This window comes from Aquimarina sp. I32.4 (assembly GCF_002924285.1).
Lineage (GTDB): Bacteria > Bacteroidota > Bacteroidia > Flavobacteriales > Flavobacteriaceae > Aquimarina.
The window spans coordinates 1-9,615 of sequence record NZ_PGUB01000136.1 but is presented as its reverse complement, the minus strand read 5'-3'; the positions used below and the strand labels follow the sequence as shown (position 1 = coordinate 9,615).

Here is a 9,615-nt window from a genome sequence, read left to right as displayed (position 1 = left end):
CTAAAATAGAAACTCCGCAATTAGCTATAAATCTAATTCTTGAACAGCATCAAAGATACATCAAACAACTACTAAGAGACCAAGAAAAGAACAATCAAACCTAAGATGACAAAGTAGGATTAGAATTGCAAAATATTAGTCATTATTTAATTTTAAATGAATTTATGTATGGAAAATAAAGTCTTCTTATATGCTTTTGTAGTTACTTTTAGTTTAGTTTTTTTACAAAATTGTGGTACTACTATAAAAGAAGAAAAGGTTCTTGAAAAAGACTTAGATATTATGATTACAGATTTTTCTCTTACTTTTCATTCGATACAGAATCAAGAAGACTTTAATGATTTTGTTGCTTTTATTAAGGTTCAATATGATTATGAGAAAGAGTTGAATAAGAATTTTGAGATAATAATGAGTTCTGATAAAGTCATAACATTATCAGAAAAGTCTTCAAAATGGTATGTAAGTGATATTGTAATCAGTTTGGATTTGAAAAAGGCTAATTATCCAAGCATATGTAGTAACATTAATGGGATTAAATTATATGAAAATTATCGTAATACTATAAATACTCAAAATCAATTTGGAAAAGAGTTATATAAGTATATAAAAAAATATTTTGACACGAGTACTGTATCTGTTCTTACCAATTCTATGGGTATAAAACCAAATCAAAAAGAGGCTAGAAGTATTGTTATCTATAAATATAGAAAAGATAGTATTTCTATATTTTGCAAAAAACGTTTAGATAGTTCAAAAGATTCCCTTGTATCTTCAGTTAAAGAAAAAGTCAAGAGTTATATTGATTCCCAAAACAAAAAATATTTTGATTACGCCCTTATCCCTATTGAAGTAATTAGGTAAAAAGGCACTAAAACACGAAGTCTATAATTAAAAAACATCACTCAAACTTTACTGTTTTCATAATTGCTTCAAGCTCAAACATATTATCTCTCTTGTTTACAGAAGGGGCAAACACAAAACCTTCTAATACGAGCAGTCTGTTATTGGCATTATCTTCTATAGCATAATTAACAAATGGTCCCGCCATAAAACGATCCTTGATTTCCCAAGTACCTTTAGTTTCAAACGCAAATCTACCATCTAGATTGGTTTCATAAAGATAAGGAGCATATGCTTCTTCTGTAATAAAATTACCTACTTCTGATGTAGGGATTTTTGCCATTCCAATAGAATCTCTCATCTTTACAATACTTGCAACTGTATTAGAATCTTTGGTTACAGTACCTAGTGGTAATTCATAAACCATAAGATTCATACTACCATGTTCAACGGTTTTACGTATCCAGAAAAAATTATCTTCTTCAATTGCAATACGGTAAGCAGAGGGTATTGTCATTGTAACTCCTAGTTTCTCTTTAAGTTGAGGAATTCTTTCTACAGATTTTTTGAGTAGTAATTGCTTCTCACTGGTTTCAACGCTTTTATATTTTGAAATGATCGTTTCATGATGTTTCTGAATCAAATCAAATATTTCTTCATCTGTAGCTCCTGATATAACAGCACCAACTTGAGGGTTGGCAAATTTATTATTGATCAAAGTGTATTTTGCTGTTTTCCCTTCTTCCTTTCGTATCAAAAGGAATATACGTCTTTTCTTTGTCAACCCTGTAAAAGCCTGTATGGGCATTTGCCTCATAGAAAACAAAGGTTCTTCTTGGGGTAATCCTGGAACCTCTGCTCCAAAATATTTTCTTATCGTATCCCCTACTTTATTTTTCCACAAGTCATTATCAACAATTACTGCAAGTTCATTGATTCTTCCTGTAGAATGTGCCATTGATCCTTCGATCTCTTGTTTTTTTTCTTTTTTTGCCTCTGTACAACTCATGATACAGAATAGACAAATAATTGCAAGAAATAACTTTTTCATAAGATAAAGATGTTTGTGGTTATGATTTAGAAAGTCTTAATCTCATACCTGGTTTTATACCACTACCACTAATATCGTTCCAATTTTTAAGATTTTCTACAGATACTCCATTAAATTTTTGAGAAATACTCCATAACGTATCTCCAGATTTAACTGTATACATTGCAGAACTATTACTTACCACTCTAGATATTACTTTATTAGATTTTCTAGGCTTATCTACTACTGGCTTTCTGGGATAAATGGTAAGACGTTGTCCAATTCTAAGGTTATTACTACGTAAACCATTCCATCTTTTAATCTGGCTAACCCTTACTCCATACTTTCTAGCAATTTTTCCTAAATAATCTCCGCTACGAACCCTATATCTGGTTCTATCATTTGCTTCAAAAAACTTAGGTAATGGTTTTTCTCGCTTATTCAACTCTGTTTTTGCCAGTGTATAAATTTGATTTTCATTGGCTACAAAAGGTCCTATCTTATCCAATGGTAATCGCAATACATAATCTTCATCTTTGATATATGGGATTATATCAAGTTTATATGAAGGGTTCAGAAATTGTAACTCTTCTATGTCTATATTCATGTATTCTGATACCTGATCCAAACTAATCATTTGTTTTACTCGAATAGTATCTGTTTCAAAATAAGCAAATTCAGGTCTTTTTGGTTTAAAACCATGTTCTTCTGCATATTCAAAAATATACATTGTAGCCAAAAAAGCAGGAAGGTATCCCGCTGTTTCTCTTGGTAGATTGTGTCTGATGTTCCAGTAATTTGTACGTCCACCACTACGACGAATAGCTTTGGTCACATTACCTGGCCCTGAGTTATAAGAAGCCAATGCCAAATCCCAATCACCAAATACCTTATATAAATTTGCCAAATATTTACATGCTGCTTTGGTAGCCATTATCGGATCCATACGTTCATCAACATACGAACTTACTTCAAGACCAAACATTTTACCTGTACCAAACATAAATTGCCATAAACCTGTTGCTCCAACTCTTGATTTTGCTCTAGGTTTTAATGCAGATTCAACAATGGCAAGATATTTTATCTCTAATGGAATATTCTGCTTATCTAATTCTTGTTCAAACAATGGAAAATAAAACTCACTCAATGCCATTAATCTCTGCAAATGCTTACGTCTATTTTTGAGATATCGTTTAATTACACTTTCTAGAGAAGGGTTGTATTCTACATTAAAAGGAGTACGAGCATTTAATCTTGCCAACCTTGCTTTCAAGGTATCAGTAGGAAGCTCTTTATATACTACTGGTTCATACTCTAGTTCTCTTACTGATTTATAAATTGTATCAAAAAGACTAGAGTTATACAATTCTTGTTTCCATAAAGAATCTAATTCTGACATTTTATGATGATCCGTTGCTACATATCTCACACTATCTTTTGTGCTAGTAGACGCTACTGTTATCGTTTTTATTTCTGCCCCATCCTTGACTGCTTCAACGGACTCTTTTTCTACATCTGAATTGTCTTTTGGTAAACCTTTATCAGTATTCTGAGATGATGTTTCTTGACCTATTAAAGAGACTGAAACTAATAAAAAAGTAAAAAATAATGTGCAATAGTTATTCATCTTATAAATGCATTTGCTTTTTTTGGTTAAGAAAAATTTAAGGTTGTAAGATATTGTTTTTAACATGTTATCAACAATACATGAGCGAAAATCGCACTTTTTTTTCTAAACTACAAACAATCAAAAGGTTAAAAACACAAAAAACCAGCCAAAATGGTAGTTTTTTGTGTTTTTCACTTAAAAAAAGCGTATTTTCTTACAAATATTGTTGTTATTTTTCTATTGCCGCTATTCCTGGCAGTGTTTTACCTTCTAGACTTTCTAACATTGCTCCTCCTCCTGTAGACACATAACTCACTTTTGAACCAAATCCAAATTGTTTTACAGCTGCAACAGAATCTCCTCCTCCTACAAGAGAGAATGCTCCTTTTTCTGTAGCTTCAACAATAGAACTACCCAGTGCTATTGTTCCTTTTGCAAAATTCTCCATTTCAAAAACCCCTAAAGGGCCATTCCATAAAATAGTTTTTGAATTTAAAATCACATCGTGAAAGTTTTTTATTGTTTCTGGTCCAGCATCAAGCCCTTGCCAACCTTCAGGAATTGCATTTACAGCTACAACTTTGGTATTTGCATCATTATCAAATGCATCAGCACCCAATACATCTACTGGTAGATGAATTTGTACTCCCTTTTCTTTGGCTTTCTTTAGAATTTCTAAAGCCAATTCTTGTTTATCATCTTCGCAAATAGAATCCCCTATTTGTCCTCCCTGAGCTTTAACAAAGGTATATGTCATACCCCCACCAATGATTAAATGATCTACTTTATCAAGAATATTTTCGATAATAGTAATTTTTGAAGATACTTTTGATCCCCCTAAAACAGCAGTTACTGGTTTTTCTCCGCTACTCAATACTTTATCAATACTTTCTATTTCTTTTGCTAGTAGGCTACCAAAACATTTATTATCAGCAAAAAACTGTGCTACAATAGTTGTTGAAGCATGTGCTCTATGCGCTGTCCCAAAAGCATCATTAACATAGATGTCTCCTAATTTTGATAGTTGCTCTGCAAAAGTCACATCTCCTTTTGTTTCACTAGTATGAAATCGTAAGTTTTCTAACAATAAAACTTCTCCTGGGCTTAATGCTGCTACCGCATCTTCTGCTTCTTGACCAACACAATCAGCTACGTATTTTACCTGTACACCAAGTATATCAGAAATATCATCTGTAATATGCTTAAGAGAAAACTCGTCTTGTACTCCTTGGGGTCTACCTAAGTGAGACATAAGAACAGCACTCCCCCCATCTTCTAGAACTTTGATTATTGTAGGTTTTGCTGCCTGAATTCTAGTAGCATCGGTTACTTCAAAGTTTTCATTTAAGGGTACATTAAAATCTACACGAATTAATGCCTTTTTATTTTCAAAATTAAAATCATTTATTGTCTTCATCTCCGAGAATTGGTTTTTCGCAAACGAAAATAATTCTATTTAGTTAAAAACATCAAAATCTATTGAAAAAATTATACTAAAAAAGCTATAAATCATCACTTTTATCAAATTTTTATAAAAAATCCTTTTTCAATAAAAAAAACATATTGAAGTTGCTTGTTTGAATTTGTACAAAGAAAAAACAATTATAACCACAGCCGATGATTGTTTTTTATGTTACTACATCAATATTTTACTGAATAAATTCGGGTAAGAAATAGTATTATACACCTGATGGATCGAACTTCTTTTTATATTTGCCTATGCTATTTTCAGAAATTTTAGGGTTAAAACATATCAAAAGTTATTTAACAACGAGTGCTAACCGCCAAAGAATACCTCATGCACAACTTTTTGTAGGTGCAAATGGTAGTGGAACCCTACCTATGGCTATTGCTTATGCGCAATATATTTTATGCCAAAATCAAAATCAAGAAAACACTGGAGGTAATGATGCATGTAATCTAAAATTTGATCATCTGGCTCATCCAGATTTACATTTTGTATATCCTGTTGCTACAAATGATAAAGTAAAAAAGCATCCTACATCTGATCAGTTTGCTGAGGAATGGAGAAGTTTTGTAGCTAAAAGTCCCTACGGAAGTATTTTTGACTGGTATCTTTCTCTAGGTATAGAAAATAAACAGGGGCAAATTGGAGTTGATGAAGCATTAGAAATTGTAAAAAAGCTTTCGCTAAAAAGTTATGAGGGTGGATATAAAGTGATGCTAATTTGGATGGCGGATAAAATGAATATCGCTGCTTCTAATAAGCTTCTTAAGCTAATAGAAGAGCCTCCTTCAAAAACTATATTCATTCTTATTACTGAGGATGAAGAACAACTTATACAAACTATACGATCCAGATGTCAAGTATTACATTTTCCTCCTTTGGGAGAACAGGTAATCAAAGATGCTTTATTAAAAGTAGAAGACATTTCTGATACCAAAGCACTAAAAGTAGCGCATCAAGCTAATGGTGATTATAGCAAAGCGTTGCATTTATTACATAATGATGGAGGTGACAATCAATTTGAAGATTGGTTTATACAATGGGTACGTACTGCTTTTAAGGCTAAAGGAAATAAATCAGCTGTAAATGATCTGATTGCTTGGAGTGAATCTATTGCAGGAACAGGAAGAGAAACTCAAAAGAAATTTTTAAAATATTGCCTTGACTTTTTCAGACAAGCAATGCTACTTAATTATGGAGCAAAAGATTTGGTCTATTTAGAACCAAATACTAGCGGTTTTAAGCTAGAAAAATTTGCACCATTTATACATGGTGCAAATATTATAGATATCAGTAAAGAAATTCAGGATGCTGCTTATCATATTGAACGAAACGGTAATGCAAAAATCATTCTTACTGATCTTTCTATAAAGCTTACCCGCCTACTCCATAAGAAATCTTACTAATACAATAAATCAAATAACATCTATGGATCATTTTATAAGTAATATCGTTTCAATAACAATTTTACTATTTCTTCTTATCACATTTTTACAATCTGGTATCGATAAACTAACCGATTGGAAAGGAAATCTCAGTTGGCTAAAAGAGCATTTTTCTGCTACTTTTATGCGTAATATGATTCCACTATTATTGGCAATTGTTTTAGTCATTGAAGTAGTTACTGCTATTTGTTGTATTGTTGGTATCTATGAACTCATTGTGGCCAATCATAAAGTTTATGCTATTACAGCAATGTTTTTAGGATGTATCACCTTATTAATGTTACTTTTTGGACAAAGAGTAGCCAAAGATTATCAAGGAGCCCTAACAATCACTTGTTACTTTATAGTTGCCGTTTTTGGATTGTATGTGGTTACTTTATAAGTTTTAAGAAAACAAGAGGCTGTCTGAAAAGTAATTTTTAGGCGGTTTTTTGTTCTTTTTGGTTTAAAGGTGTTTTATCCTTTTGCAGATAATGCAAATACATCTATATCTAAAAAACTGGTACCTCCACCCATCTCAAAGAAGCCATAGACGAGATTCGTGATACAGGCAAACACCTATTCAGAAAACACCCAGAGCGATACCAAGGATATATCAGCAGATACAACCGATAACACCCCCTCATTTTTATAGCAACGCTATACAAACACTAGTCCCCGCACAGAATATATAGTCCCCAGTAGCTGGGATGCCTTATATAGTAGCGCGGACTATCTTTTACCCAACAGGGACACCCCAAACCCCCGCTGGGGAAGGGTAAAACTGCGCTGGGACACCACAAACTATCACTGGGAAAAGGTAAAACTGCGCGGGGAGTCTTATATAAGTTACGCGGACTATCTTTTACCCAACTAGGGACACACTAAACTACCGCTGGGGATGAGTAAAACCGCGCTGGGACACCACAAACTACCACTGGGAAAAGGTAAAACTGCGCTGAGAGTTTTATATAAGTTACGTGGACTATCTTTTACCCAACTAGGAACACCACAAACTACCGCTGGGGATGAGTAAAACTACGCTGGGACATCACAATACACTGCTGGGGAGGGGTAAAAGTGCGCTGGGACACCCCAAACCACTGCTGGGGAAGGGTAAAAGTACGCTGGGGAACCTCAAACTACCGCTGGGGATAGTAAAACCTAATGATTTCTTGGATAATGCTCACAAGAAAGTGTCACTGCTTTTTTAGCTATTAGATGATCTTTTCTAGCAAGTTTTTTTGATACTTATAAAGAAAGATATAATTCAAAAAATAAAACTGATGTTTTACATTATGGTTTTCCATAACATTTTATACTGTAAAACCGCATCAATAATAAGGTTAAAATATAAATGTAAAAAACTTTTAATCAATTAATTAGGTGGAAAATTAATAGACTTCTAATCAAATCTGACTTTTTTAAGGTTTTTTTTACAATAAATACGGGGTTTATCCCCCAAATCAAGTAAAAATCAGAAGAAAATTCAATAAAATTAATTGATATTCAAGGCTCTTTATTTAGATTTATAAAATTATTTTTATCTGTAAATCAAACACTTATTAACTTTTAAATACACAATAGAAATTATGACGACTTCTAAAAAGCAATCCGATTTTTTTAAACTATTTTTTGTATGCTTTCTTTTTTTAAATTTAATATTTTATAAGTTTAATTAAAGAAATTGAATTATTAGCCTCTGATAAAATTGAAGAACCAGATCAAGATGACAAGCAATAAAAAGGTATTTATCCCAATTTTTATCGTAATAGGTGCAATAATTATTTTTATTGCACCTTTACTACATATTAACTTTCCTAAAAAACCAGAAGCAGTAAAATTGTTTGAAAAGAAAATAGATGACTTTAATCTATTAGAAGATAATAAGCTTTGTCAATTAAAGGGAAAGTTAGAAGTAAATAAAATTACTTATCTGGAATATATAGAGCAACGAGAATCATTAGATATTGATAGAAGTGCGAGAACAGACTTGTTAAATTTTCAGCTAAAACAAATAGTAAATAATCATAGAGTTTTTGGTTTTAGAACATTGAGAGTTTTTTTAATCGGTTTTGGTATTAGATTACCATACATTCTTTTTTCGTTTATCATCTTATTCTTCTTCCTTTACTCAAGAGATAAACTCAAAACAAACATATACCTATACCGTTCTGTTATGATTTTATACACGATATCTTTTTTAATATCATTTTACATGACAATTTGGTTTGTCTTACCTCAAGACTTACCAGTTACAGCTTATCATATACTAATTGCAACCTTAACCATTTTGAGTTCATGGTCTTCTATTTATCTTGTGAAATATTATTATGATAGAGAGATTCTTTTTGTGTTAAGTCTTAAAATAAAAGAGTTGATTCATTTTATAACTACAAGTCGCAGAACCTATGTTTTGGATTTTGCTGTCAAAGCATCTCAAGCTAACCCTGATTTGAAAGAAGATATCAAACTCAAATTAGGAGAATACGATGAACAGTTGGAAGTGACAATGAAGAAAGTTGCAGGTAAAGATGAGTCGTAAAAAGGGGGAGCTATATAATAAGATTTTCAAACAAGGTCTAATTTATAAATCAGATTTAGATGACCTAAACCAATCTCTTATGGAATTATTTGAAGAAGGTAATTCACATATTGATGTATCTGATATTGAAAAACTATTTTTAGGAGCTGAAAAAAATATAACTATTACTAATTTCCCAAATAACATTTTGGAGAAAAATTTAAATAAACTTAAGGTTTTTGAGCAAAACCAAAATTACCTGAAACCAAATATTACAATTTCTAATCTTGCGTCTGAATTAAATACCAACAGTAAATATCTATCAAAAACAATCAATATCCATAAGCAAAAAAAATTTACTCAGTATATTAATGATCTTAGGATAGATTATGTATTAAAAAAACTGGATAATGATCCAACTTATTCGAAATACAAAATAGCTGTTATTGCAAAAAAAATAGGGTTTAATACGCCAAAAGCTTTTTCTAATTCTTTTTTTAAAAAAGTAGGAATAACTCCATCAGAATATATAAAAATACTTAATTCCTAAATTTTATATAATTAACAAGGGCGTTTTCACGGAAAAGGGGGCGTTTTCACGGAATCGACTTAACCACTTCTTGTTTATCTCCTTGTTCTGACCTTACATTTGATCTCACAAAATGTAACGTATGGAATCCTATTCACATCTCAACAAGAATAAATTTATCATTGATATAA

At 31.7% G+C, this 9,615-nt stretch carries 9 protein-coding genes; 6 read left to right on the top strand and 3 right to left on the bottom strand.

Annotation, left to right across the window (positions count from 1 at the left end):
* The first annotated feature begins 168 nt into the window (after positions 1 to 168).
* Positions 169 to 861 carry a hypothetical protein gene (locus CVD18_RS19955; protein ID WP_103867263.1) on the top strand — a complete coding sequence of 231 codons (693 nt, stop codon included), beginning with the start codon at positions 169 to 171 and terminating at the stop codon, positions 859 to 861.
* A gap of 37 nt (positions 862 to 898) precedes the next feature.
* Here the strand turns inward: CVD18_RS19955 and CVD18_RS19950 are convergent, their stop codons facing one another.
* From CVD18_RS19950 to pgk, 3 genes are all read right to left on the bottom strand, one after another.
* Positions 899 to 1,891 (bottom strand): DUF4837 family protein, encoded by a 993-nt coding sequence (locus CVD18_RS19950; protein ID WP_103867262.1) that lies wholly within the window; start codon positions 1,889 to 1,891, stop codon positions 899 to 901.
* A 19-nt stretch (positions 1,892 to 1,910) separates the two neighbouring features.
* On the bottom strand, positions 1,911 to 3,497 hold the full coding sequence (locus tag CVD18_RS19945; protein ID WP_103867261.1) for a LysM peptidoglycan-binding domain-containing protein: 1,587 nt from the start codon (positions 3,495 to 3,497) through the stop codon (positions 1,911 to 1,913).
* Between the two features lie 211 nt (positions 3,498 to 3,708).
* Positions 3,709 to 4,896 carry a phosphoglycerate kinase gene (gene pgk / locus CVD18_RS19940; protein WP_103867260.1) on the bottom strand — a complete coding sequence of 396 codons (1,188 nt, stop codon included), beginning with the start codon at positions 4,894 to 4,896 and terminating at the stop codon, positions 3,709 to 3,711.
* A 302-nt stretch (positions 4,897 to 5,198) separates the two neighbouring features.
* Between pgk and CVD18_RS19935 the strand changes: the two genes are divergently transcribed.
* The 5 genes from CVD18_RS19935 (at position 5,199) to CVD18_RS19915 (ending at position 9,445) form a co-directional block, all read left to right on the top strand.
* Entirely contained in the window at positions 5,199 to 6,353 is a 1,155-nt protein-coding gene (locus CVD18_RS19935) for a DNA polymerase III subunit delta' (RefSeq protein WP_103867259.1), read from the top strand.
* Between the two features lie 22 nt (positions 6,354 to 6,375).
* Complete coding sequence (locus CVD18_RS19930; RefSeq protein ID WP_103867258.1) at positions 6,376 to 6,774, top strand: DoxX family protein; 399 nt, start codon at positions 6,376 to 6,378, stop codon at positions 6,772 to 6,774.
* A gap of 498 nt (positions 6,775 to 7,272) precedes the next feature.
* A complete protein-coding gene (locus CVD18_RS23430) occupies positions 7,273 to 7,407 on the top strand; it encodes a hypothetical protein (protein WP_255409478.1) in 135 nt (44 codons plus the stop codon).
* A gap of 693 nt (positions 7,408 to 8,100) precedes the next feature.
* On the top strand, positions 8,101 to 8,916 hold the full coding sequence (locus CVD18_RS19920; protein WP_103867256.1) for a hypothetical protein: 816 nt from the start codon (positions 8,101 to 8,103) through the stop codon (positions 8,914 to 8,916).
* A gap of 79 nt (positions 8,917 to 8,995) precedes the next feature.
* On the top strand, positions 8,996 to 9,445 hold the full coding sequence (locus CVD18_RS19915; RefSeq protein ID WP_158250516.1) for an AraC family transcriptional regulator: 450 nt from the start codon (positions 8,996 to 8,998) through the stop codon (positions 9,443 to 9,445).
* Positions 9,446 to 9,615: the final 170 nt, after the last annotated feature.

Coding starts and splice junctions, on each gene's coding strand:
- CVD18_RS19955 (WP_103867263.1), top strand. CDS start 169: ATGGAAAATAAAGTCTTCTTATATGCTTTTGTAGTTACTTTTAGTTTA.
- CVD18_RS19950 (WP_103867262.1), bottom strand. CDS start 1,891: ATGAAAAAGTTATTTCTTGCAATTATTTGTCTATTCTGTATCATGAGT.
- CVD18_RS19945 (WP_103867261.1), bottom strand. CDS start 3,497: ATGAATAACTATTGCACATTATTTTTTACTTTTTTATTAGTTTCAGTC.
- pgk (WP_103867260.1), bottom strand. CDS start 4,896: ATGAAGACAATAAATGATTTTAATTTTGAAAATAAAAAGGCATTAATT.
- CVD18_RS19935 (WP_103867259.1), top strand. CDS start 5,199: ATGCTATTTTCAGAAATTTTAGGGTTAAAACATATCAAAAGTTATTTA.
- CVD18_RS19930 (WP_103867258.1), top strand. CDS start 6,376: ATGGATCATTTTATAAGTAATATCGTTTCAATAACAATTTTACTATTT.
- CVD18_RS23430 (WP_255409478.1), top strand. CDS start 7,273: ATGAGTAAAACCGCGCTGGGACACCACAAACTACCACTGGGAAAAGGT.
- CVD18_RS19920 (WP_103867256.1), top strand. CDS start 8,101: ATGACAAGCAATAAAAAGGTATTTATCCCAATTTTTATCGTAATAGGT.
- CVD18_RS19915 (WP_158250516.1), top strand. CDS start 8,996: ATGGAATTATTTGAAGAAGGTAATTCACATATTGATGTATCTGATATT.